Source organism: Venatorbacter sp. C2-1 (assembly GCF_022832715.1).
Taxonomy (GTDB): domain Bacteria; phylum Pseudomonadota; class Gammaproteobacteria; order Pseudomonadales; family Oceanobacteraceae; genus Venatoribacter; species Venatoribacter alkanivorans.
Map to the genome: position 1 here is coordinate 1003596 of NZ_CP094879.1, position 23753 is coordinate 1027348.

The window sequence follows — 23753 nt, forward strand, 5'->3', positions numbered from 1 at the left end:
AGTGTTAACAGGCCCTGAGCCAGCCCCTTTGCCTTGTAATCTCCGCCCTTGATCCCATATAGCTGTTACCACCCGCCATCTTCTGCTGCACAGTCAGCCAACAGACCCGGCGGCCATTCAAGCACTGACCTCACGGAGCTGCCTGTGCCTTTGTTATTAATCTTTATTCTGGTGCCGATGATTGAACTGGCGGTTCTGATCAAAGTTGGCTCCCATATCGGTGTGCTGTGGACGCTGGCGCTTATTTTCCTTACCGCCATTATTGGCGTTACCCTGCTGCGTGCTCAGGGGCTGGCGACGCTGATGCGTGCTGGTCAGCGTCTGCAGGAAGGGCAGTTACCTGCACAGGAACTGGCGGAAGGCTTTTTGCTGGCACTGGCGGGTGCCTTGCTGATTACTCCGGGATTTGTCACCGATGCTATCGGCTTTACCCTGTTGTTGCCCGGCGTGCGTGGCCATTTTGCCGGTTCGGTGCTGAAAATGCTCAAACCTCAGATGATGGGGGGCATGGGCGCAGGCCGTGGCCCGCGTGATGTCTATGGCGAAAACGAGCAACCGGACCGTATTCACCCGAATCAGCACCGTCCGACCATTATCGACGGTGAATATCGTCGCGAAGACTGAAATTTTTTAACCGGGGGTGTTGAAAAGGTTGTGTGCCACCCCCAATAAGCGAAACACAACGAAAATACAGTTTGGGGATGAGGGCGAAGCAGGCTCTGTCTGTACCGTCCGACCCCGGTTATCAGCAAACATTGCTTTAAACATTGGAGAAAACCTCAAATGAAAATCCGTCCTTTACACGATCGCGTCGTTGTTCGTCGCAAGGAAGAAGAGCAAACCACCGCTGGCGGTATCCTGCTGCCGGGCGCCGCTGCTGAAAAGCCGAGCCAGGGTGAAGTGCTTGCTGTCGGTACGGGTCGTATTTCCAACAATGGCGAAGTTCAGCCTATGTCTGTGAAAGTTGGCGATACCGTTGTGTTCGGCAAATACTCCGGCTCCAACACCATCAAGATCGATGGTGAAGAGCTGCTGATTCTGAACGAAAGCGAAATTTACGGTGTTCTCGAAGCCTAAGCGTTTCTGCTTCAACCGTTAGTATCGAAACTCACTGAATTTAAAGGAAACAAACATGGCTGCTAAAGAAGTTAAATTTGGCAATGACGCCCGCGTAAAAATGCTGGCTGGCGTTAACGTACTGGCTAACGCGGTAAAAGTAACTCTGGGCCCTAAAGGCCGTAACGTGGTTCTGGAAAAGTCTTTCGGCGCTCCGACCATCACCAAAGACGGTGTATCTGTAGCCAAAGAAATCGAACTGGAAGATAAGTTCGAAAACATGGGCGCGCAGATGGTTAAAGAAGTGGCGTCCCAGGCTAACGATCAGGCCGGTGACGGTACTACTACTGCAACCGTTCTGGCTCAGGCCATTGTTAACGAAGGTCTGAAAGCCGTTGCTGCGGGCATGAACCCGATGGATCTGAAGCGCGGTATCGACAAAGCCACCGCCGCTGTTGTTGAAGCCCTGAAAGAACAGGCTCAGCCTTGCACCGATTCTAAAGCCATTGCTCAGGTTGGTACTATCTCTGCCAACTCTGACGAATCTGTTGGCACCATCATCGCCGAAGCGATGGCCAAAGTAGGTAAAGAAGGCGTTATCACCGTTGAAGAAGGCAAAGGCCTGAACGACGAACTGGAAGTGGTTGAAGGTATGCAGTTCGACCGCGGCTTCCTGTCTCCTTACTTCATCAACAACCAGGAAAAAATGGTTGCTGAACTGGAGCACCCGGTGATCCTGCTGGTCGACAAGAAAATCGACAACCTGCAGGAACTGATCCCGATTCTGGAAAACGTTGCCAAATCCGGCCGTCCGCTGCTGATCGTGGCTGAAGACGTTGAAGGTCAGGCGCTGGCGACTCTGGTTGTGAACAACCTGCGCGGTACCTTCAAAGTCGCTGCGGTTAAAGCGCCTGGCTTCGGCGACCGTCGTAAAGCCATGCTGCAGGACATCGCTGTTCTGACCGGTGCTCAGGTGATTTCTGAAGAAGTGGGTATGTCTCTGGAAACCACCACCATCGATATGCTGGGTACTGCCAAGAAAGTTGTGATCAGCAAAGAAAACACCGTGATCGTTGATGGCGCTGGTAACGAAGGCGACGTAAAAGGCCGCGTTGAACAGATCCGTGCCGAGATGGAAGCGTCCACCTCTGACTACGACAAAGAAAAACTGCAGGAACGTGTGGCCAAGCTGGCTGGCGGCGTAGCCGTTATCAAAGTAGGCGCCGGTTCTGAAGTTGAAATGAAAGAGAAAAAAGACCGCGTAGACGACGCTCTGCACGCTACCCGCGCTGCAGTAGAAGAAGGCGTGGTTGCCGGTGGTGGTGTTGCACTGGTTCGCGCTCTGACCAAGGTTGACGTGAAAGGTGACAACGAAGATCAGAACGTCGGTATCGCTCTGGCACTGCGTGCAATGGAAGCTCCGATCCGTCAGATCGCTGCCAACGCCGGTGCAGAAGGTTCCGTTGTGGTTGATAAAGTAAAAGCCGGTTCCGGTGCCTTCGGCTTTAACGCTGCCAGCGGTGAATACGGCGACATGATCGAGATGGGTATTCTGGATCCTGCCAAAGTAACCCGTACTTCTCTGCAGGCTGCTGCTTCTGTTGCTGGTCTGATGATCACCACCGAAGCCATGGTTGCAGAAATTCCGAAAGAAGCGCCAGCAATGCCAGATATGGGTGGCATGGGCGGAATGGGTGGCATGGGCGGCATGATGTGATCTGACGCCAGCCCGGCTGTCTGTAAGAACAGCGCCCACACCAAGGGTACTGCAATAAAAACCGGCCTCATAAGGGCCGGTTTTTTTATGTCTGCAGTTTGCGTTGTTAGTGTGGAGAACATGCTTATTGTTATATGTGATAACAACTTGAAAGATCGGAAAATCAGTGCATGCTGGTCCGGTGATGAACATATCATCAGAGATGTCTGGTGCAGAATCAGCCGGTAATTTCCGGCGGACACATGAGCATGCACAGAGACTACATGAATGCATTCAGCCACGGGGAGTTTGTTGATGTTTATCCCGCGAAAAACAGAAAGTAACCCGCAATGGACAGATCCGGATGGCATTAAAATTTATACCATTTCGGTTAATGATAATGCCGTTGATCAAAGCCGCTTCAGCGGGCGCTTAAATGCCGTAAAACAATCGAAAGCCCTGCCATGGGCAGAAACTGCAGCATTTACCATTTTTCATGAAGGGGCAGGTTTTCTTTATTTAATTCTCGCCTGGTGGGGGAACGATAATGAATTATTCACGTCGGTTTCCGTGCTGACTGAAGAAGGATGGGTGGAAGATCCGGGCCGATTTTCTTTCTGTGTTTATGATCTTGAGGTGTTCTGGGCAGAAAGAAATATTTATATCGACACACTGTATTGCGCTACCCCAGATATTCAGAAATACCGTGAACAGCGTATGGGGGTTGGGGAGTAAGAATAACTGGTATCGGGTAACAAGGGCCAACGCAGAGGTTGGCTGGATAACGATGTGATACATAAATCCTGTTCGTCCGGCTTATGGCGGTCAGCGACACAGTGCCCGCAGGATGTTAGCCAACTTCTTTACGGCGATTTCCATTTCATGCGGAGCGTGGGCGGCGAATCCCATCAGGAATCCAGGTGTATGCCGGTTCGATGCATGGAGCGCCGTCAGTCCCAACAGGTCAATTCCAGCCCGGCTCGCAGAGTCTATAGCCTCATCTTCGGGGATGTCGCGGATAAACACACAGGGCATCTGCATCCCGCCGGCGGGCACCCGTGGCTCCACGAATTCAGCCAGGTACTGGCGCACCAACCGCGCCAGTACATCGCGCCGTTCGGCATAGATGGCACGCATGGTACGCATATGCGCACCGAAGTGACCCCCTTCGATAAAGCGCGCCAGCGTGAGCTGCGGAATAGGTGCGCTGTGGCCATCCAGTAGGGTACGGGCTACGGTCATAGGCGCGACCAGCGGTGACGGCAACACCATATAGCCGATGCGCAGGCCGGGGAACAGCGACTTGGTGAAGGTACCGATGTAGATCGTCCGCTCATGCTGATCAAGCCCCTGTACGCAGGCGGTGGGCTTGCCTGCGTAATGGAACTCGCTGTCGTAGTCGTCTTCGATGATCCAGCTCTGATATTGCCTGGCCCACTCAATAACGGCCAGGCGCCGCTCCAGCGTCAGTGTTGTCCCGGTCGGAAACTGATGCGATGGCGTCAGGAATACGGCCTTGGCCGAATCTCCGAATGTTTGTGCCGCATTGTTCAGGTGTTCCACCTGCATGCCATTGGCATCAAGTGGCACGGGTACGCATTCCAGACCGGCGGCGTCGAATGCTTTGCGGGCTCCCTGGTATACCGGATCTTCAATGAAAATTCTGTCGCCAGGATCGAGCAATACATTGGCGCACAGCGTCATCGCTTGTTGTGAACTGGTCAGCACCAGAACGCGCTCGGGTGTGGCATGTGCCCCGCGTTCAAGGCTGACGTAATCTGCGATGGCCCGCCGTAATGGTTCCAGCCCTTGCGGGTCGCTGTGTGACAAAAGCTGAGTTCCATATTCCTTGAGTACCTGCCGCTCCAGGCGCTCCCAAATCTGGAGGGGAAAGTTACGCGTTTCCGGTACACCCGGAGCAAATGGGCGCGGAGCCAGGAAATCGCGCAAGCCTCCGCCCTGAAACATAGCGCTGCCGCGCTGGCTAAGGCGCAGGGTTTCCTTACGTGTTCCCGGGCGGCGTGCCGGGCTGCGTCTCGGGAGGCGTTTGGCCTGTTCCGATACGAAGCTACCGCTGCCAACGCGGCGCTCGAGGAAACCTTCCGCATGCAACTGGCTATAGGCCGATTCGACGGTATCACGGGAAACGCCCAGCGATTTCGCCAGAGCACGCGAAGCGGGCAGTGGCTTACCTACGGCCAGCGTGCCATCAAGAATCAGTTGCCGGATTCCACGCTGTATTCGCGCATACAGCGGCAAGGCGTTATGCGCAGGGTCGCCAATCCAGGCTTTGACCGATTCCAGCTGGGCATGCTTAAACAATTGGTCTGTATCTCTTTCATAAAATGGTGGGGCTTAGCCATCCATTTTAGGGCTATAAACATGTTTATCAACTTTGCCCATCAGATTGCATTCAGGAGCCTCTTCAGACCATGTCATCCATTCCTTCATCTTTACCCGTCCGTTGGAGCGATCTTACTCATCCCATTGTGGCGGGTCTGATCTCCGTTATCGTTAACTATGGCGGTACGTTTATTCTGGTATTCCAGGCCGCCAAAGTGGCCGGTCTCAGCCCAGAGCTTACGGCGTCATGGGTGTGGTCGATCTCCATCGGCGTAGGCGTGACAGGGATTATTCTGAGCTGGGTTTCCCGCGAACCGATCATCACGGCCTGGTCGACACCAGCGGCCGCATTTCTGGTTACTGCTCTGGCGAGTACACCCTACGCGGAAGCGGTCGGCGCTTATCTGATTTCAGCCGCCGCTTTTGTCGTACTGGGGCTGTCGGGCTGGTTTGAGCGGGTAATTCGCCTGATTCCACCCGGGGTAGCGGCCGGGTTACTGGCTGGCATCTTGCTCCAGTTCGGTATCGGGGCCTTTGGTGGCATGAGCATTGATCCATTATTGGCGGGACTCTTAATCGTTGCCTATGTCGCACTCAAGCGCTTCACCGCACGCTATGCGGTGGTGGGTATTCTGGTGCTGGGGTTGGCTTTCTTGCTTATTCAGGATCGCGTTGACTTATCGGGCCTGAGCCTGAAGCTGGCCGCCCCTGTTTTTACCACGCCCGAATTCTCGTTCAATGCTTTGCTGAGTGTGGCGTTGCCGTTATTTCTGATCACTCTGACCGGGCAATATATGCCGGGCATGCTGGTACTGAGCAACGATGGCTTCAGAACCAGTGCCAACCCTATTGTGACGATCACCGGATTTGGCTCTCTGCTGATGGCGCCCTTTGGCTCGCATGCTTTCAACGTCGCCGCGATAACGGCGGCTATCTGTACTGGCCGGGAGGCACACGAAAATCCGGATAAACGCTGGATCGCCGGTATTGCTGCTGGTGTGTTCTACATTCTGGTCGGTGTTTTTGGGGTGACACTGGCTGCGGTCTTTATGGCTTTCCCGGCAACCTTTATCACCACCCTGGCGGGTCTGGCTTTGCTGGGCACCATCGGCGGTAGTCTTGCCAGCGCTATGGCTGATGCCAGAACCCGTGAAGCCTCGCTCATCACCTTCCTTGCAGCAGCGGCAAATATCACCTTGCTGGGGATTGGCGGCGCGTTCTGGGGACTGGTGATCGGTCTGGTGGCTTATACGGTGCTTAATGGTCAGTTGCCACAGCGCACACCTGAATCGCTCATACCTCCCATAGCAGGCAGCAGCAAGGCGAACTGATATAAGCCACAACTGACACAGCCGGTAGCCAAACATTATGGTCAGTAACAGCCGCTGGTTGGCAAGGAAATGCAGACCGATGAGGGAGTGGCGTGCATTTCCCGCTTACTGTCCTCAAGCGCCGTGCTCAGTACGGCAACGGGGAGGACAGTCGCGCCGGTGGCATCAGTGACGTGAGTCAGATAGCCGCATAGCAGAGCAGCTGCAGATTGAGCCTTTGTTGCTGTCCTGCGCTATTAAAAAGCTGCAGGGCGCGGCTGATTCGTGCCGGGAAACGCATCAATTCAGCCTGATTAATAGCGCTTCAAATGCCGTTAAATCGGTGTACTTTTCCGCCTCTGCTGCCTGATGTGTCAGGAATATTCCGCCGCTCAGGGCGATACCGCCTTCGATCATCAGATTGTCGTGCAGATCAAATTGCTCGATGCTTAATCCATCACGATCGTGTAATTCAGAGCTGCCATGTTCTCCCTGACCAAATAACGCAAAGGTACGCTCGGCAAACAATGCCGGATCATTGCTGTAGCCATGAATTATTTTTCCAAGGCCACGTGCCAGTCCCAGCTCATACACCGTACCAGCATCAGCGCTGGCTCCGCGGAACGGCGTCAGGTTGGCAATCACCAGATCGGCACGGCGAATCAGTTGTTCGTTTGCCGCACTGATGGCAAAGCCCAGTTCGCGGGCGCTGCCACTTTGCTGTAATTCCCCATCAAGTGGAAATAAACCGCGGAACCCATAGTGTTCACACAGGGCTTTTTTACGCGCGCCAAGTTCACTGGCAGCCGGGCAGAAGACTTCCGGGCCGGCAAGGTAAATGGTTCTCGGCATCCCGATGTCTCCATAAAGGTAAATAAGAAAGCCCCGTTGGCATGGCGGCACTATAACAAAGACGTATAACAAAGACGGTTCAGCAGGGCAGTTGAGATTCAAATAATAATAAATCTCATTAACTATTGATGTGATAGCTAAAATACTTCAGAATCAAATGCTAATCGTTATCATTACCTGATCTGCCCTGTTTACTTTGTGTCGGCAGGCTCCGGGTTCTGTTCTGTAGCAGGAGTGTTCCATGCTGATGTTTATTGTGCTTACTCTCACCGGCTGTGTGCTGTTGTATCTGTCGCATAGCAACCAACAGTGGCTGCAACGGCCTTTATCCATACGCCCCTGGCGCTGGCTTGGCGTGGCCGCGGTACTTAGCGGACTGCTGTTTTCTGCCAGTTATTTGCCGGTTAACAGCGCATTGTTTGCCTGGCTGGTAATTATGATGCTCTGCATTGGCCTGCTGCCATTTGCTGCCTTGCTTAAACCTCCGGTGGAGGATTCCGTCAGTGAGCGCTGAATCACTATCGGCAGGCAGACAGAAGGCTCCACGCCTGCAACCCGATTGGTGGCGTAAAACCCTGGCGGCGGTTCTGCTCGGTTTTCCGCTGGCGCTGGTGATCACTGGTCTGTTTGCCTGGGCTGGTCCGGGCGGCATCGCAGCTACCGATAAAGTGCAATTTAATATGTGGCTGCTGACCTTGTTATGGCTGCTGGTCCTGAGTCTGGTGTACCTGTTCCGCAGTGGTAATCAGGCATTGTTGTGGCTCGGCGGTGCGAATCTGCTGTTGTGGCCGTTATTTTTGATCGTGCGGGGAGTCATGGCCGGATGAAAGTCAGCAGCGATATTCTGCGGGTTTATAAAGCGCTGCATACCTGGGTGGGTATTGGTACCGGTTTATTATTATTTATCGGCTTTTTTGCCGGCGCGCTGACCATGTTCAAACAGTCGCTTGACCGTTGGTCGGCACCTCCGGCGCAGCAGCTGGCTATGGTGAAAAGCAATGAGCTGGATATGCTGGTCAGCGGGGTCATGCAGCAATTCCCGGATGCCCGCCAACAGCTGGTGGTGCATCTTGAATCGGCAGAGCATATTTCTGCTCCGGTTGAGTGGCAATCGCAGGATGAAGATGGCGGTCATGGCCCGGATCTGGACGGCGAGTACTGGCATGCAACGCTGAATGCGGCTGGTGAAGTACAGGCTGAAAGTATCCGGCCTTCTATGCTGGGTGATCTGATTGATTTACTGCACCAGACCGCGGGTATTCCCGGTACTGTCGGGCATGAATATCTGGGCGTACAGATTCTTGGGCTGGCCGGCATTCTGTATTTTCTGGCGTTGGTTTCCGGGCTGATTATTCTGCTGCCGACTCTGGTAAAAGATTTTTTCCTGATCCGGCGCGGCAAAAACCGCAAACGTTTCTGGCTGGATGCGCATAATGTAATCGGCATAACCAGTTTGCCTTTCCATCTGATTATTGCGTTTACTGTTGTTGTTTTTGCTTTTCACGATTCATTTTATGGCAGCCTGAAGGCGGTTGTTTATCAGGACACTCCGATGTTCGGGGCGCCTCCGGCTGCGGGAGAACGACCACAGGCCAGAATCGTTGATCAGCTGTTACCGCCGACAGAACTGATCCGGCGGATCGAACAGGCAGCACCGGATTTTAAAGTGACCGAACTGGTGTATATGCAGGTCGAAAGCCCAAGGCCAATAGTGCGTGCCGGTATTTATAATCCGCAATATCTGGTGCGCGGTCCGCTGACGGGTTATGTCGGTATAAACCCCTACAACGGTGAGCTGACCATGACGGGTATGCTGCCGGGCAAGAGTAATGTCTGGAGCGATATCGTTGTGACATTTTTCGCGCTGCATTTTGGCAGTTTTGCTGGCGAGTGGGTACGCTGGGTGTATTTTCTGCTGGGATTAAGCGGAGCGTTCTTGTTTTATTCCGGCAATTTATTATGGATAGAAAGCCGGCGTAAAAAACAGAAACGGGGCCAGCCATTACCGCAACAGGCACGTAATACCCGCCTGATGGCAGCGCTGACCATTGGTGTTTCGCTGGGCTCCGTCGCCGGAATCGGGTTTGCTATTGCCGCCGGGAAATGGGGGCATGTTGCGGCTGTTGCCGACATTAACAGCCTTTATCTGCAGGTTTATTATCTGGTGTTCCTGTTGGCCCTGACATTTGCGTTTATGCGTGGCGGTGCCCGTGCGGCGGTACCGTTATTATGGTTGTGTGCGCTGGCCAGCGCGTTGATCCCGGTAACTTCGGCTCTGGCGGTTCTTATGCCATCTACCGGACTCTGGTTTTATAACAGTGCGGCTACGCTGGCGGTCGATTTTACGGCATTGTTGCTGGCACTGGCCTTTATCTTTGCGGCTTACCGCACACAGCGGGGCTTGCAGCGTGCCAATGCCGATACCGTATGGCATATCGAGGAATCCGGCCATAAGGCTGAGCCTGCCGGTATCGGAGCAGGTTCCTGATTACTGACAGACGGTACATATAAAAAAACGGACGCGTCAGCGTCCGTATTTATGTCTGGCTGTCAGTGAGCACTTTTATTTAAAACGCGCAGACCAGTGCTGAATTGTCGGGCCGCTAAAAAAGGCAATCAGCGCCGCCGCTGGCCAGGCCAGTATCCAGGCATTAAACCAGCGCAGAAAAAATTCGTCGGTAAATCCGAGATTGAGAAAGGTAATCCAGCAGGTCATCAGCACCGATAAGACAAAAGACATCATCAGCGTAAATGCAATGCGCTGTTTCATGGTCACAGCCTCGCGGAATAATGGATTGAACAGAAAGAAAGCGGCGCAGACTACGCCTGGCGGGGGAGCAGAAAAAGCCGTTGCGCCGGAACAGAATATTCCGGCGCAGACAACAGCGGTTACCGCTGTTATTTCAACAGGGTCAGATATTGTGGTTCAACATCGGTGGCCAGATAAGCCAGACCCAGTTTATTCAGGTAATCCATACGGTCACACTTGAACGGATCAATCTCGGCCAGTGTTTTGCCGTTGTTTTCATACAGCTCGCGCAGCCAGGCTACATACAGGTTACCCGGCTCCATCACCAGTGCTGCACCACCGGCATCGGTAGTCACCTGTGCCTGCAGTGTTTCTGGCAGGTTTACTGCAAAGATAACGGCTTCTTCGTTGCCCTGCAGGTAAAGATTACGGGTGTGGGTTTTCTGGCTGGCCCAGAAATACGCCAGTTCTTTACTCTGGGTTAAAAACACCGGGTCTTTATGTTCGCTGGTGGTGTGACCAATAGTGCTCAGGGTTTTCAGCTGACGCGCCATAATTTCAGCGTCGCCGGAGCCTTTCAGGCCCTCGCTCTGAATCGCAGCAACCAGACCGGAGGCGGTGCCGTGATACCAGATGCCGGACGTGGCAATACCATCGTCAGAAAGCAGCTGGGCAAGATCCTGAAACTGAGTTGGGGTGGTAAATTCTTTCATGTTCTGGATTCCGGACTAAGGGCCGGCACGGCAGGCCCTGATCAATGATCGTGTAAAGGCGGCCATTGTAGCAGGAGTCCGGCACTTTGTCTGAGCCGGCCAGCGTCCGGAGGGCTCCAGTCTGTTGTGTTAGGCCTGTTTAATTAGTGTTAACAGGCCCTAAGCGTATCAGTTTTTTCCGGGCGGCCATTGGGCAAAACCGTCAATCCCTTCCCAGTTAAGCCAGGGCTTGTCGTGTTCCTGCCAGATATGCGCCTCTGGCCGTGCACCCGGGTCTTCATCAAGGGTGGCAACACGCACAATCACCAGCGGCATCGCCGGACGTTCGGCCATTAAATGGCTGCCGCAGCGTGAGCAGAACCAGCGGTTTTTACCCGGTGATGATTCATAGCAGCTGAGCTTGTCTTCACCGCTCAGCCAGCGGAAGTGCTCACGTTTAACACCGGCGGTGGGTACAAAGGCTGCGCCCTGAGCCTTACGGCAGGTATCACAATGGCAATGCATAATGGGCATGGCCAGTTCGTCCATTTCGTAGCTGACCGTGCCACACAGGCAACTTCCTTTCATAACGCGGTTCCTTCTGTTTTTTCAGACCTGGGGGTTATTTCTTCAGGTGCGGGATTTATTTCTTCAGACGCGAATAGACCAGTAAGTAGCCTACCGAACACAGCAGCGAGGCGGCCGTTCCCCAGTGCAGGCCAAGCAGCGGATACAGGTAACTGACTGCCAGCGCATAAACCACTAATGCACCGATGCCATCGGGGTAATGTTTGATGGTGGCGTTAAGCACGCCGGCGCCATAGCTGATATGCAGAATCAGCATCAGCGGGAAAAAGCTCACCGGAAAAGCCGCCAGCAGGCCAGCACGGGTCGGGCCAAGCAGATCGGCGAGGCCGGTAATCAGCAGTATCGATGCGGTGGCAATACTGGCGCGGAACAGCAGGGTCGCGGCCTTACCGGATAATAATTCGGCCAGCCTATTGGCCGGTGGCTGGCTGCGGTCAATCTGTTGCTCCGTAATATCTTTAAACAGCGTGCGGAATAAAAAGATGGCAGCCACCACCACCGCCAGACTCAGCCAGCGGTTGGCCGGTAATTGCTGCAGTATCACGCTGGCAGAAAAAAAACAGGCAAAGCCACTGAGTACCGCCAGCGGCAACCAGGCTAAACCTGGTTTGCGCTTAATCACCTGCCAGTAACCAAAGGCCAGACAAACAGCGGAAGTCAGGCCCGACAGGGTAAAGACCGCGCTGTCGGCGGCAAACTGCGGCCCCTGCTGCCAGCCGAAAAAATACAGCGCAATGGCCGTGCCCAGAGGAAAACCGGCCAGTAATCCGGCGTGGCGCGGGCTCATACGTTCGGCCACTTTGGCCAGCAGCACAACGGTTAAGAAGGTAACCAGAATTTTGGCGAGTAACAGCACAATAACCTCACGATGCCGGAGCGGGCGGTGAAACAACGCGGACACCGGTGCCCGGTGTTTAAAATGCAGTTTAACAACAATGCCGGACAGGGCGAATGAGTAGTTTTACCGCCGTATATTCTGTGGCAGAGTCATGGCACAGGGATAAACAATAATTCATCAGGGAAATATCGTGAAAGATTATATCTATCTCGCCATTATTGCCGCCCTTGGTTCTGCGCTGGTTTATCAGGTGTTTAACCCACCGGAATGTCCTTTGCAGCAGGAACTCAGCGCGATACAGGATGAGCTGCGTAACTGCCGCAGTGAGCAGGATGGTCTGAAGACGGCCAATGCCTTACTGAATAACCAGCGTACTCAGGCTGAAGCACAGCGTGATGCGGCAAAGCTGCAGGCCGATCAGGCTGAGGGCAAAGTCGAAGGTCTGAATAACACCATCACCCAGCGTACCCATGAGCTGAACGAACAGATCGAAGCCTTTAACCGCTTAAAGACAGGGCGTGATCAGCTGCTGGTGATTAATCAGCGTATTAATGACCGTCTGAGTTTACTCAAAGCGCTTAAGCAGCAGGGGTCAGAACGCAGTCAGCAGCAGCTGGATGAATTACTGGCCGAAGATATTGATGGTTTTCTGGTATGGGAGGGCAGCCAATGAAACTGGGCCAGAGTCTGTTTATTGCGGCGCTGCCGTTTTTCCTGCCGGGGTGCGTGATGCTGACCAGTACGCACAATCAGTTAATGGCGGCAGAAGAGTACCGGGTGAATGACCTGAAACATCAGCTGCAGCAGGTCAGCACTGAACGTGATCAGTTAAAGCTGGATCAGCAGAGCAGTGCCAGCCAGCTGCAGGAATGCAGCTCGGCATTGAGTGTATGCAACCGGGAGCGTGCCGCGTTGCAGACCCAGCTGGCAGAATGCAATGCCCGGCCGACTGCTCCTGTGACCGTAGCAGATTGCAATATCACCAATGTTCGCTTTGAGGTGCTGGAAGAAAACAAACCACCGCAATGGCTGCGCGACTTCCACGTGCCGGATATCCGTGTTCAGCCACAGAAAGACGGCATCAATGCGCAGGGTGAAACACTGTATTACCTGTCGGCTGCTCAGCTGCAGGAACTGAACAACGGCATTAAATTATTAATCCGTGCCAGTCGCGGCTGGCCGATCTGGTATCGCGAAGTACTGGAGCGGCCACAGCGGCAAATGCCCGCAGCGGAATAAATCGTTAATGGGCTGATATCAGCAAGCCCTGAGCTATTAAAGCCGCCTGCCGGGCGGCTTTTTTATTGCCCTGCACCTGAGCGCAGACAATCGCCCCTTCTTTTAACAGACACAAATCATCCGCCAGTTTTTTTGCTTTTCTGCTATCCAGCCATTGCCCCAGGTGTTTGCTCAGCATACTGACAAGGCGGTTTTTATGCAGCGCACAGTGCTGATGAACCGGATGGGCAGGGTCGGTAAATTCGGCGGCGCTGTGCATAAAAAAACAACCGCGGAATTCCTGTAACTCGGCCACACGGTTATGAAACCAGTCATCCAGAGCGGCAAACCAGTGCTGCACCGTATCTTCTGTGCTGCTGGCGCCGCAGATACGTTGTTCAAGCCAGTTAAAAAATACCTCATCGCGATAGGCCAGCACTGCCAGTACCAGTTCATCTTTACTGGCGAAGTGGTGGTACAGGGTTTTTTTCGCAATACCGGCTTCCTGCAGAATCTGATTAATGCCAACGCCATGAATGCTGTCACGGTAAAACAAAGCAAAGGCCGTCTGTATCAGCTGTTGCTGCTTGGCGGGTACAGCATTGACTGCTGATGGTGTCGGTGATGAATCGGTCATGGTAAGGCTCCGCTGATATGCTGATATTGACAAAGGTATACCGATTTGTCTACCTTGTGTTTAAGGTAGACCGATCGGTCTATTTTGTTTGAGTTTAACGCTACAGCCGTTATCACAGGAGACACTATGCTTCATCTTTTACGCCACCCATCCATAACCTCGCTCAGGGCAGCTTTACTGGCCGGCGCCGGGGCAATGCTCTGTATCAGCAGCCTGGCATTACTGCAGCACTGGCAGCACAGCCTGCTGATCATGGCGCCTTTTGGTGCCACCATGGTGATTCTGTTTGCCTTGCCCGACAGCCCGCTGGCACAGCCGCGTAATATTATCGGTGGCCATCTGCTGACCACTCTGATCGGCTTGCTGATGCTGCATTATGCAGAGGTCAGCCCGCTGACACTGGGGCTGGCGACCGGGCTTGGAGTCAGCCTGATGGTGCTGACCAATACTCTGCATCCGCCGGCCGGAGCGAATCCATTGCTGGTTATGCTGACGGTTCCTGAATGGGATTTTTTACTGACTCCGGTGCTTAGCGGAGCCGTGCTGATTGTACTGTTCGGAGTGATCTACCACCGTATGATCAACCGTCGTGCGTATCCGTTGCGCTGGTTTTAACCTTTTTATCTGCGATGGCGGCCGGGGCATTGCGGCCGCTATAATCCGCCGATGACTGATTTCAATACTTCCCCCGAAACGACCGTGCCGGCGAAAACACTGCTGGTGATTGGCTATGTCTGGCCCGAACCCAATTCCTCGGCAGCCGGCAGCCGTATGCTGCAGCTGATTCAGGCGCTGCAGCAGGGTGGCTATACCGTGCACTATGGTTCACCGGCCGAGTTCAGTGAACATGCCACGGATTTGCCTGCACTGAATATTCAGCCGCATAAGCTGGCGCTGAACTGTTCGTCGTTTGATGACTTTATTCAACGGCTTAAACCCGATGCGGTGATGTTTGACCGTTTTATGATGGAAGAGCAATTCGGCTGGCGGGTAGAAAAATATTGTCCACAGGCATTGCGTATTCTTGATACCGAAGACCTGCACTGTCTGCGTCATGCGCGTGCGGCGATGATTAAAGCCGACCCGCAACAGCCGGTGATTCAGCCTCCGGCAGAATTTATGCACAGCGAGCTGGCCGTGCGCGAAATCGCTGCCATCCTGCGTTGTGATCTGAGCCTGATGATTTCTGAATTTGAAATGGACTGGCTGCAGTCACAATTTAATGTGCCGGCCACTCAGTTGTTGTATCTGCCGTTTATGCAGGCTGAAAAAAACACGGCACAGACTGTGCCGGATTTTTCCCGGCGTCAGCACTTTATCAGTATCGGTAACTTCCGCCATGAACCTAACTGGGATGCCGTGCGCTATTTAAAAGAATCGTTATGGCCGGCGATCCGCCAGCAACTCCCTCAGGCTGAGCTGCATATTTATGGCGCTTATCCGCCGCCTAAAGCCACCCAGCTGCATAACGCCCGTCAGGGTTTTCTGGTCAAAGGCTGGGCTGATGATGCGCAACAGGTAGTGCGTTCGGCGCGGGTGATGCTGGCACCATTACGCTTTGGTGCCGGATTAAAAGGCAAATTAATTGATGCCGCCGAATGCGGTACGCCAGCGGTGACGACCGCCATTGGTGCTGAAGGTATGTATGCTCCGGGCTCTGAGGCGGCGCTGGTTGCCAATAGCGCTGAGGAATTTATTCAGCAGGCGGTGGCGTTGTATCAGGATGAAGCGCAGTGGCTGCGTCTACAGAAAAACGGGCTTAATCTGATTCGTTCACGTTTTTCTTTTGCTGAACATGCGCCGCGTTTACAGCAGCGTCTGGCCGCTATCTGTAAGAATATTCAGGCCCACCGTCAGCAGCATTTTTACAGCATGATGCTGCGCCATCACAGCTTAAAAAGCACGCAGTATATGGCCCAGTGGATCGAAGCGAAAAACCGCATTCAGTAAAGTCAGTTGCAGATATAAAAAAACCGGCCGGGCATAATGCCGGGCCGGTGATCACAAGACCTTGTTAATAAGTGTGATCAGGCTGCAGATAATCTTCTTAGTGCAGATGCTCAGGGCGCAACGCTTACCGATTTAATGCAGTAATTGGCCGCATCCAGTGGCGGTAAAATATTGTCGGCCAGTACATCACGGAAATACTCAATTAAAGGAACAGCGTAGGCCACATCGGATTCTTCGAAAGCCGCCGGATTGGCCGCGCGCACATTGGCAAAGGTGTTATAGCCATCTTTACCCAGTGCGGTAAACGAGTTGGTGGCAACGGTGTAAGTTGCAGCCATATCAATATTACTCCACACGCCTGTGGCACGGTTGCGCACTTCGACATTGTGAATACCGGTTCCGGCCGCAGCCCCCAGGGTTACGTCATAGCGCAGGTTGGATGAGTACGGGAAAGCACCGGTTGAACCGGAAACACCCTGTGCATAATCCAGACCTTCGTTCAGCACTTTCACAATATCGGCACCGCTCATATCAATGGTAACCACGGTATTGGAAAACGGCAGAATGGTGTAAGCATCGGCTACGGTGAAATTACCACTGGCCATTTCTGCACGTACACCGCCGGCATTCTGAATCGCAACATCAGCTTTCGGCAGATACTGCATAAACGCATCCGCTACAACCTGTGCCGCGTAACTGCCCGATGGCGTGTCACCATTATTAAATGGCTGTGGAATGCGGGTAAACGGCATAGTGTTGGTAACAGTGCCCAGTGACGCATTTTTAAAGGTTTCGAGTTCGGTTTTATAAGGCGCGAGAATATCTTCGATACGGCTGTCGGCAGCCATTTCGCGGATGGTTTTCAGATTCTGAATCGCGGCTTTAATCTGTGTTTGTTGTTCTGCGCTGGCATCCACCCAGGCATTGCTGTCATTTTTTACCTGATAAGGTGCGCCAACCAGCAATTCTAAATTACCGTTGATGGCGGTAATTTCGCCCTGTTTATCAAAGGAAACATTCATACGGCCAAGGCCCTTGGCATATTCCCAGGCCTGGGCAATATAAACCGGTTTACCGGCCGGGTTCATAATGACCGTCGGATATGCACCGTGAACATCAATCCCCATACTACTCAGTTCGCCGCTGGAATCGAGAACATCATGGGTATCGCCACCGATAATAATATCCACATCGGTTACGCTGGCGGCGAGAATCTGGTCAAAGTCGTAACCCAGATGGCTCAGCACGATAATTTTATTCACGCCTTTCTGCTGCAGGCTGCTGACGTGCTCTTTTACCGAGGCAATTTCTTCATCAAACTCAACGGCGTCGGTAACCAGTGATGATTCACGGGTTTTCTCAACTTTTAATACACCGAGAATAGCAACCAGTTCGCCATCCACTTCTTTAATAACGTACGGCTGAATATCTGAACCGTATAACGGGCTGCTGCTGGTCGGGTGAATATTACCGCTGATCACCGGGAATTCGGCCATCTCAATCAGCTCGGCCAGACGGTTTTCGCCTTCATCAAATTCGTGGTTGCCCAGTTCGTAGGCATCCAGGCCAATAGCATTGAATACTTTAAAATCCACTTCGCCTTTAAACAGGCTGAAATACAGGGTGCCGTTTAATTCACCACTGTTCAGTACCAGAGTATTGTCATCGCGGTATGCGCTGATAGCACTGGCGATACGGGCAAAGCCACCCAGGTTAAGCCGTACATTTTCCGGCGCGCTGGTGGTGGTGTTGTAGTCCAGCTTCAGGTCGTAGGTCTGGCCTTCAAAGTAAGAATGGTGATCGTTGGTATGCAGGATCGTCAGGTCGATGGCTTTGGCTGAGTCTTTATTGTCGTCATCCTGACAACCGCTCAACAAGGTCACCAGACCCAGACTACTGAGGGCAATAATACGGCTTAACGGTTTCATAGCGGATCTCACAGGGTTACTGTTGGTTAAATAAGGTGAGCCTAAGAGATAAGCATGACGTTTGGGTGTCAGTTTTATGATCTTGCTATGTATTTTGTCAGTTATTGTCAGGTTAGCCGGAATCAGCAGCATGTCCGGTTACGCCAAAAACAAGACCATCGTTTCTTTTTTTCACCTGCTGCTGACTGCAGCATCAGGCTACTATCGAGCATGCCGTGTCTGGCCGGATAAGTACTGCCAGGCAGCACAATAATAACAATTCAAAACGCAGGCCCTTCCATGATCCGATTTTTGCTGTTTTCTCTCGTGTTACTGACTGGCAGTGCGTATGCCGCACAATCCACCACCAGTTCCGCTGTTTCTGCAGAGGCTCTGCACCAAAAAGCAATGAATCCGGCGCTGACAGAACATGAACGCATTGATGCGATTAAGCAGCTGTATGGCAATACACTGGTTGATGGCAATATTCCGCCACGAACGGTTTGCGTCTGGGATATTCTTGGCCGCTCCGGGCCTATTTATGCGGCTGCACTGGATCAGCAGGCACGGATGCTGGATATGGGGGTGACCATTAATATGGAGGCCTATACCAATGAAGGGGTGCTGGCCGATGATCTGAAAGCCGGTCAGTGCGATGCCGCTTTATTTACCGGTATCCGCGCGCGTTTATTTAATAAATTTACCGGCACCATCGATGCGATTGGTGCGATTCCGTCATCAAAGCATATGAATATGCTGATGAAAGTACTGGTCAATCCGAAAAATGCACCGCGCATGGAAGAAGGCCAGTTTGTGGTGATGGGTTTTGCCCCTATGGGTGCGGCTTATATTTTCGTCAACGATAAGCAGATCAGCACGCTGGCGAAAGCGGCGGGTAAGCGCGTGGCGGTGATGGATTACGATCTGGTGCAGGCGGAAATGATTCTGCAGCTGGGTGCCAATCCGGTGCCGACCAGCGTGGTCAGTGCCGGCAGTAAGTTTAATAACCGCGCCGTGGATGTATTACCTGCACCGCTGGTGGCTTATAACATTATGGAGTTATACCGCGGTATCGGCGATAAGGGCGGTATTGTGAATTATCCGTTCTCGCAGTTAACGCTGCAGTTAATTGGCCGTAAAGATAAATTTCCGACTGAAATTGCCCAGCTGGTGCGTGAGAATTTTTACAGCCGCTTTGCCGCTATTGAAAAAGAAGTAGAACGTCAGACCGGTGATGTGCCGGATAATCTGTGGATTGATATTTCAGCGGAAGACAAAGCCGAATACCAGCTGATGATGCAGCAGGCACGGATTGCCCTGCGTGACCGTGATTATTACGACGGTGATATGCTGACCCTGCAGCGTAAAATCCGCTGTAAATTTGAGCCTTCGCATTCGGAATGTGCGCAGCCGGTCGAGTAATTCTGATGGTTGCCAGCGGCGGTTGAGGCGGTCGCTGGCTGTTACAGCGTGCAGATGATGGTGTCAGCTGTAACCTGTCGCTATGCGCTTCTTCTTCCATCTGCTAAGGTCGCGCCTTAAGTACGAACCCGGAAGAGAAAATCATGACCGATACCCCGCCTGCTACTCCATCTGCACCGCGTAAAACCGACCATCTGCAGGGTGTTACGCTGGAAAATCTGCTCAACCAGTTGGTGGATCAGTACGGCTGGGCAACGCTCAGCGATCTGGTGCGTATCAACTGTTTCCGCTCCAACCCCAGCATCCGTTCCAGTCTTACCTTTCTGCGCCGCACTCCCTGGGCCAGAGCACAGGTGGAAGCGGTGTTTATTGGTTTCAAAGATGGTCTTGAGGTAGAAGCGATTCGCGGGCGGCTCAAAACCATGGCGGCCGGTGATGGCTTAAGCAAAGCGGCGCAGAAGCAAAAAAGCGCCGCCGCCAAACCCCGTAAACCCGGCGCTCCGGATCCCTGGAAAAAAGCCCGCGGCGAATAAATCCGGTTGGGCTGAACGCATCAGCCCATACTGACAATGGCTTTGCGGAAGCGTGCCAGTGCCACGCTGAAAAATACCGCGCCAATCGCCAGTAATATCAGCAGTAACGGCCAAACACTTTCAAACCCGGCACCGCGATAGAGAATATCCTGCGCCAGTGACACAAAATGAGTGGAAGGCGACAGCTGCATAATCCAGCGCAGCGCATCCGGCATACTTTCCTGCGGTGTCGTACCGCCCGATAGCAGATACATAATCACCACCACCGGAATAATCAGCAGGCCGAACTGTGCCATGGAACGGGTGAGGGTGCCGAGCATAATGCCCAGCGACGTTACCGAAAACAGGTACAGCGCTGAGGCCAGGGCAAATAAAGTCACCGAGCCATGAATGGGTACCGCCAAAAGCTTATTCACAACCAGCCAGAGTGACAGCAGGGTTGCGATTAAAATCACCAGACCATTGGCCCAGATTTTGGCCAGCATAATTTCTGCCGGAGTGACCGGCATCACCAGCAAATGTTCGATGGTGCCGTGTTCGCGTTCACGGATCAGGGCTGCACCGGTAAGAATAATGCCGAGCATGGTCACACTGTTAATCACCTGCATTACCGAGTTAAACCAGGCCGAGCTGGAATTCGGGTTAAACAGCTTACGCACGCTGATTTTAACCGGCAGCTGGTCGGCAAAGTTCAGCGTCGGAGCCAAAGCATGAATGGCCTCGGCGAGAATAATCTGCTGAATATACACGGCGCCGTTACCGGCCTGGGTCATGGCGGAAGCATCCACATTTAACTGTACTTCAGGCTGTTTACCCTGCAGCAGATCACGTTCAAAATCCGGTGGAAATACCAGCACAAAGACAAACTCGCCGTTATCCAGCACTTCGTTCATGCGGGAGGCTGCAATGCGCACCGCAGGCTGAAATTCCGGTGCCAGCAGGCTGGCGGTAATCTGCCGCGATAACGCGGAATTATCATCATCAACCACCGCGACCGAGGCGTTTTTAACTTCAAAATTAACCCCGGTTGCCACGGTATAAACCGCCACTGAAAAAATATAAATAATCAGCAGCAACAGTACCGGGTCGGCTTTCAGGCTGAATAACTCTTTGATGCCCAGCTGAGCGATATTTTTTATACGCATAATTAACGCTCCTGTTTATTCAGGCCGAGCCAGGCCAGCAGGGTAAAGAGCAGCACAAAACCAGCCAGTGCCAGATGGTTATGCCACAGCTGGGAGAAGGTCAGGGCTTTGGTAAAACTGCCCATGCTGATCTGCTGAAACCAGGCCGACGGGAAACCCAGCCCCAGCCACTGGCTGGCACCGGTTAATGACGATACCGGGGTTAATAAACCGGAGAAATTCACCGCCGGTAAAATGCTGAGTACCGCGGCGGCAAATAAGGCGGCAACCTGAGTACGGGTAAAAGATGAAATCACCATACCGAAACCTGTGGTCGCCCACACATACAGCAATGCGCCACTGCTTAGTGTCAGCAGTGAACCGCGCACCGGCACCTGAAACAGCAGCACGGCCATTAACAGCAGGGTGATATAGCTTAAAAAGGCAATGGCAATATAAGGCGCCTGTTTGCCAAGCAAAAACTCCAGCCGGGTGACCGGGGTAGAACGGAAATTGGCAATAGAGCCGGTTTCTTTTTCCCGCACAATACCCAGTGCAGTCATCATCGCCGGAATCAGCGCCAGCATCAGCATGACCACGCCGGGCACAATGGCAAATACACTTTTAAATGACTGGTTAAAGTGAAAGCGGGTGCTGACCGACATCGGTAAACTGAGCCCGGATGCCTGCGGACTGGCGGCGGCCATCGCCTGTAATTCCTGCAGCATCAGGCCGTCAATATAACCGGCGCTGGTTTCCGCTTTAAAGGGCATGGCGCCGTCAATCAATACACCAATTTCCGGCTGCCAGCCGAGTAATAAATGGCGGCCAAAATCCGGCGGGATTTCAACCAGCATACTCAGTTTGCCACTGCGCAATTGCTGCATACCATCAGCAAAATCCAGTGGTGCGGGTTGCTCGTCAAAATAGCGTGAACCGGATAGTCCTTCGAGCAGCATACGGCTTTCCCGTGACTGGTCCTGATCGATGACCGCGTATTTTAAATTATCCACATCAAAAGAAATGCCATAACCAAAGGTCAGCATCAGTAACAGCGGGCCGAATAAGGCAAACAGCAGGCGGATAGGATCGCGCTGAATTTCCAGCGTTTCACGCCAGGCATAGGCCCACCAACGGCGCAGGCTGAAGGCCTGACGTACAGGTTTCTGGCGCATGTCCTGTTCAGGAATATCCGGACGGCCCGCCAGTGTCTCCACTGAAACGTCACTTTTAACCGGGCTGTCCGTCAGGCCTGCGGCTTCGCGCAGGTAATCAACAAAGGCAATTTCCAGTGACGCGCTGCCACGCTGTTGCGCCAGTTCGGCGGGTTTTCCCACCGCCAGCACTTTACCGGCATGCATCAGCGAAATACGGTCGCAGCGCTCGGCTTCGTTCATAAAATGGGTGGAAATAAAGATGGTCACGCCCTGTTCACGCGACAGGCGGATTAAATGACTCCAGAACTGATCACGCGCCACCGGGTCAACGCCGGAGGTTGGCTCATCCAGAATTAAAATATCCGGCTGATGCAATACCGCAACCGCCAGCTGCAGACGCTGGCGGATACCTAAAGGCAGACTTTCCGGCAGGCTGTTCTGCACGTCGGCAAGACCGAATTCTTCCAGTACATCGGCAATACGCACTGATCCCTGTTGCTCTTCCAGCGCATAGAGTTTTGCATGCAGTTCGAGGTTCTGGCGTACGCTGATTTCGCTGTACAGCGAAAAGCTCTGCGACATATAGCCGACTTTTTTCCGCGTTTCCATATCGTTGGCCTGCGGCAGCTGACCGAATAAACGCGCTTCACCGGATGAGAAGGGTAAAAGCCCCGTCAGCATTTTCATGGTGGTGGTTTTGCCACAGCCATTGGAACCTAAAAAGCCGAATATCTCGCCGCGCTGGATGCGGAAGGAGACATCATTCACTGCAATAAAATCGCCAAAACGCCGGGTTAAATGCCGTGCTTCAATCGCGGGAGGACCATCGTGCTGCACCGCCGGGGGCACCACCACCTCATGATGACCGGCACGTTTTTCTTCCGGCAACAGGGCAATAAAGGCTTTTTCCAGCGTATCGCAGCCGGTTTTATGCAGTAATTCCTGTGGTGTGCCGGTGGCAATAATCTGGCCATCGTCCATGGCGGCCAGCCAGTCAAACTGCTGCGCTTCTTCCATATAAGCGGTGGCGACCAGTACGCTCATCTGCGGCCGCTCACGGCGGATTTCCTGAATCAGCTGCCAGAATTGCATACGTGATAACGGATCAACGCCGGTAGTGGGCTCATCCAGTACCAGTAAATCGGGGTCGTGAATTAATGCGCAGCACAGACCGAGTTTTTGCTTCATGCCGCCGGACAATTTGCCTGCCGGACGTTCAAGAAAAGGGGCCAGACCGGTGGCTTGGGTTAAACGCTGAATACGGCTGTTGCGCTCGGCTTTATCCTGACCAAATAAATGCCCGAAAAAATCCAGGTTTTCCGCCACGCTTAATGTGGGGTAGAGGTTTTTGCCCAGCCCCTGTGGCATATAGGCAATGCGCGGCAGGCTGGCATTACGGTGGCGGCGGTTATTAATATCGCCACCGAGTACCGTCAGCTGCCCCTGCTGCAGTTGGCTGACGCCGGTAATTAATGACAGCAGTGTGGATTTACCCACACCATCTGGGCCGATAAACCCAGCCATTACCCCGGCGGGAATATCAATATCCAGCGGTGCCAGCGCCTGGGTTTTACCATAAACGTGCTTTAAGCCGCGGGCTCTGACAATGCTGCGGAACGCTTGCTGATCCATATCTGTATCCATACCTGTATTCATAGGTCAGGGTCTGCGGCAGTCTTTG

Annotated in this window: 24 protein-coding genes; 14 read left to right on the forward strand and 10 right to left on the reverse strand. The window is 53.2% G+C overall.

The window, feature by feature from the left end; all coding sequences use genetic code 11:
• The first annotated feature begins 144 nt into the window (after positions 1-144).
• The 4 genes from MT343_RS04530 to MT343_RS04545 all read left to right on the forward strand — a co-directional run bounded on the left by MT343_RS04530 (position 145) and on the right by MT343_RS04545 (position 3487).
• Positions 145-624, forward strand: a complete 480-nt coding sequence (locus MT343_RS04530; protein WP_145469666.1) for an FxsA family protein — start codon at positions 145-147, stop codon at positions 622-624.
• Positions 625-783: 159 nt separating this feature from the next.
• Complete coding sequence (locus MT343_RS04535; protein WP_145469665.1) at positions 784-1077, forward strand: co-chaperone GroES; 294 nt, start codon at positions 784-786, stop codon at positions 1075-1077.
• 55 nt (positions 1078-1132) lie between these two features.
• The gene (groL, locus tag MT343_RS04540; protein ID WP_145469664.1) at positions 1133-2773 is read left to right on the forward strand and encodes a chaperonin GroEL; all 1641 of its coding nucleotides are present in this window, start codon (positions 1133-1135) and stop codon (positions 2771-2773) included.
• A gap of 267 nt (positions 2774-3040) precedes the next feature.
• Complete coding sequence (locus MT343_RS04545) at positions 3041-3487, forward strand: hypothetical protein (RefSeq protein ID WP_243989460.1); 447 nt, start codon at positions 3041-3043, stop codon at positions 3485-3487.
• A gap of 90 nt (positions 3488-3577) precedes the next feature.
• Here MT343_RS04545 and pdxR read toward each other — a convergent pair whose 3' ends face one another.
• Positions 3578-5074: a MocR-like pyridoxine biosynthesis transcription factor PdxR gene (pdxR, locus tag MT343_RS04550; protein WP_145469662.1), complete on the reverse strand. Its 1497-nt coding sequence runs from the start codon at positions 5072-5074 to the stop codon at positions 3578-3580.
• Positions 5075-5184: 110 nt separating this feature from the next.
• On the opposite strand from pdxR, the gene MT343_RS04555 reads away from it, so the two are divergent.
• Positions 5185-6426 carry a benzoate/H(+) symporter BenE family transporter gene (locus MT343_RS04555; RefSeq protein WP_145469661.1) on the forward strand — a complete coding sequence of 414 codons (1242 nt, stop codon included), beginning with the start codon at positions 5185-5187 and terminating at the stop codon, positions 6424-6426.
• A 279-nt stretch (positions 6427-6705) separates the two neighbouring features.
• Here the strand turns inward: MT343_RS04555 and MT343_RS04560 are convergent, their stop codons facing one another.
• Positions 6706-7257, reverse strand: coding sequence for a nucleoside 2-deoxyribosyltransferase (locus MT343_RS04560; protein ID WP_145469660.1), 552 nt, complete (start codon positions 7255-7257; stop codon positions 6706-6708).
• A gap of 241 nt (positions 7258-7498) precedes the next feature.
• Between MT343_RS04560 and MT343_RS04565 the strand changes: the two genes are divergently transcribed.
• Genes MT343_RS04565 through MT343_RS04575 form a run of 3 tightly spaced genes read left to right on the forward strand, consistent with a single transcriptional unit; the run spans position 7499 to position 9745 of the window.
• Positions 7499-7771 carry a hypothetical protein gene (locus MT343_RS04565; RefSeq protein WP_145469659.1) on the forward strand — a complete coding sequence of 91 codons (273 nt, stop codon included), beginning with the start codon at positions 7499-7501 and terminating at the stop codon, positions 7769-7771.
• Positions 7761-8084 (forward strand): hypothetical protein, encoded by a 324-nt coding sequence (locus tag MT343_RS04570; RefSeq protein WP_145469658.1) that lies wholly within the window; start codon positions 7761-7763, stop codon positions 8082-8084. The genes MT343_RS04565 and MT343_RS04570 overlap by 11 nt, the downstream gene beginning before the upstream one ends.
• Entirely contained in the window at positions 8081-9745 is a 1665-nt protein-coding gene (locus MT343_RS04575) for a PepSY-associated TM helix domain-containing protein (RefSeq protein WP_145469657.1), read from the forward strand. The genes MT343_RS04570 and MT343_RS04575 overlap by 4 nt, the downstream gene beginning before the upstream one ends.
• Positions 9746-9820: 75 nt before the next feature.
• On the opposite strand, the gene MT343_RS04580 is transcribed toward MT343_RS04575, so the two are convergent.
• From MT343_RS04580 to MT343_RS04595, 4 genes are all read right to left on the reverse strand, one after another.
• Positions 9821-10027 carry a DUF2798 domain-containing protein gene (locus MT343_RS04580; RefSeq protein ID WP_145469656.1) on the reverse strand — a complete coding sequence of 69 codons (207 nt, stop codon included), beginning with the start codon at positions 10025-10027 and terminating at the stop codon, positions 9821-9823.
• 128 nt (positions 10028-10155) lie between these two features.
• Entirely contained in the window at positions 10156-10719 is a 564-nt protein-coding gene (locus tag MT343_RS04585; RefSeq protein WP_145469655.1) for a hypothetical protein, read from the reverse strand.
• 168 nt (positions 10720-10887) lie between these two features.
• On the reverse strand, positions 10888-11286 hold the full coding sequence (locus MT343_RS04590) for a GFA family protein (protein ID WP_145469654.1): 399 nt from the start codon (positions 11284-11286) through the stop codon (positions 10888-10890).
• A gap of 55 nt (positions 11287-11341) precedes the next feature.
• Positions 11342-12142 carry a hypothetical protein gene (locus MT343_RS04595; RefSeq protein WP_145469653.1) on the reverse strand — a complete coding sequence of 267 codons (801 nt, stop codon included), beginning with the start codon at positions 12140-12142 and terminating at the stop codon, positions 11342-11344.
• A gap of 172 nt (positions 12143-12314) precedes the next feature.
• Here MT343_RS04595 and MT343_RS04600 point away from each other — a divergent pair, with 172 nt between their 5' ends.
• Complete coding sequence (locus tag MT343_RS04600; protein ID WP_145469652.1) at positions 12315-12797, forward strand: hypothetical protein; 483 nt, start codon at positions 12315-12317, stop codon at positions 12795-12797.
• On the forward strand, positions 12794-13363 hold the full coding sequence (locus MT343_RS04605) for a hypothetical protein (protein WP_145469651.1): 570 nt from the start codon (positions 12794-12796) through the stop codon (positions 13361-13363). Before MT343_RS04600 ends, MT343_RS04605 begins: the two co-directional genes overlap by 4 nt.
• A gap of 4 nt (positions 13364-13367) precedes the next feature.
• Here MT343_RS04605 and MT343_RS04610 read toward each other — a convergent pair whose 3' ends face one another.
• The gene (locus MT343_RS04610; protein ID WP_145469650.1) at positions 13368-13979 is read right to left on the reverse strand and encodes a TetR/AcrR family transcriptional regulator; all 612 of its coding nucleotides are present in this window, start codon (positions 13977-13979) and stop codon (positions 13368-13370) included.
• Between the two features lie 126 nt (positions 13980-14105).
• Here MT343_RS04610 and MT343_RS04615 point away from each other — a divergent pair, with 126 nt between their 5' ends.
• Together MT343_RS04615 and MT343_RS04620 are read left to right on the forward strand one after the other, a co-directional pair.
• Positions 14106-14594 (forward strand): HPP family protein, encoded by a 489-nt coding sequence (locus MT343_RS04615; RefSeq protein WP_145469649.1) that lies wholly within the window; start codon positions 14106-14108, stop codon positions 14592-14594.
• A 51-nt stretch (positions 14595-14645) separates the two neighbouring features.
• A complete protein-coding gene (locus MT343_RS04620) occupies positions 14646-15929 on the forward strand; it encodes a glycosyltransferase family 4 protein (protein WP_145469648.1) in 1284 nt (427 codons plus the stop codon).
• 110 nt (positions 15930-16039) lie between these two features.
• Here MT343_RS04620 and MT343_RS04625 read toward each other — a convergent pair whose 3' ends face one another.
• Complete coding sequence (locus tag MT343_RS04625) at positions 16040-17857, reverse strand: 5'-nucleotidase C-terminal domain-containing protein (protein WP_145469647.1); 1818 nt, start codon at positions 17855-17857, stop codon at positions 16040-16042.
• A gap of 279 nt (positions 17858-18136) precedes the next feature.
• Between MT343_RS04625 and MT343_RS04630 the strand changes: the two genes are divergently transcribed.
• Positions 18137-19258: a putative solute-binding protein gene (locus MT343_RS04630; RefSeq protein ID WP_222428579.1), complete on the forward strand. Its 1122-nt coding sequence runs from the start codon at positions 18137-18139 to the stop codon at positions 19256-19258.
• 143 nt (positions 19259-19401) lie between these two features.
• Positions 19402-19791, forward strand: a complete 390-nt coding sequence (locus MT343_RS19610) for a VF530 family protein (protein WP_145469646.1) — start codon at positions 19402-19404, stop codon at positions 19789-19791.
• Between the two features lie 20 nt (positions 19792-19811).
• Here MT343_RS19610 and MT343_RS04640 read toward each other — a convergent pair whose 3' ends face one another.
• Both MT343_RS04640 and rbbA read right to left on the reverse strand, forming a co-directional pair.
• Positions 19812-20936 carry an ABC transporter permease gene (locus MT343_RS04640; protein ID WP_145469645.1) on the reverse strand — a complete coding sequence of 375 codons (1125 nt, stop codon included), beginning with the start codon at positions 20934-20936 and terminating at the stop codon, positions 19812-19814.
• 2 nt (positions 20937-20938) lie between these two features.
• Positions 20939-23704 (reverse strand): ribosome-associated ATPase/putative transporter RbbA, encoded by a 2766-nt coding sequence (gene rbbA, locus MT343_RS04645; RefSeq protein ID WP_145469644.1) that lies wholly within the window; start codon positions 23702-23704, stop codon positions 20939-20941.
• Positions 23705-23753 lie beyond the last annotated feature (49 nt).